Raw genomic sequence first — 811 nt, 5'->3', positions numbered from 1 at the left:
GCATGTGGAAGAGACGAGCTGCGTCGCAGGGAACATATTCACTGCGCGATTCGGCCCTCAATCGCATGCGGACACACGACAGTGCGTAAAACTTTGCGCATTGGTATTGGATCGCTCCGTGGCATTTTTGTCACACTTGCGGTTAACGAAGGTGAGAGGCTCGAGAGATGACCACTGATGAAGCGATCCGTTTGTTGATGAACCACCTCAATGTGGCCAATCAAATCGAAGACCGCATGAATCAAAAGCGACTCCAGTGGGGGATCAACACCACGCAGATGCTGGTGCTTGCGGAGTTGACCCCGCGAGCGCGCGGGCGCGGGAGGGCCAAGTCGGAATCTCGGGCGGCAAGCGCGTCAGAGCTTGCTGCCAACCTGAGCGAGAGCCGAGCAATGATTTCAATTCAGCTGAAGGCTTTGCGCGACAAAGGCCTTGTGCAGCAAATAGAGTCTGCCTCGCTTGTGGACCGGCGCGCTCGGCGGGTCTACGTGACGGCTGCCGGCGCGAGGATGGCCAGCGAGGTCAGGGAGCTGTTGACTCTGCTTTCAACGGTCCTTTGCATCTCCATCGGCCACAAGCTCGCTCCTACGAATGCAAAGGCCATGGCGCTGCTGGTAGAGAAGCTGCCAGACGCTCCCGAGTTGTTGGACGCGGATAGCGTGATTGCATTTCGACGGGAGTCGATTCGCGCAAAAAGGGCGGTGACCATGAAGCGAAGGGGTCGATAGGGACCTCTGCCTCGGGCGGCTCAGTGTGAATCGCCCCGGGTTCCGTGGAGGCCGGTTGGTTTAAGTCAGGCCGGCGTAGTGGC

At 58.8% G+C, this 811-nt stretch carries 1 protein-coding gene; it reads left to right on the top strand.

The genetic code is table 11. The features are described from left to right. The first annotated feature begins 167 nt into the window (after positions 1-167). The gene (locus AC1D15_RS35200) at positions 168-728 is read left to right on the top strand and encodes a hypothetical protein (RefSeq protein WP_477829732.1); all 561 of its coding nucleotides are present in this window, start codon (positions 168-170) and stop codon (positions 726-728) included. Positions 729-811: the final 83 nt, after the last annotated feature.

Source organism: Rhizobacter sp. P2_H2, from assembly GCF_056403375.1.
This window is presented reverse-complemented; position numbering and strand designations above follow the sequence as displayed.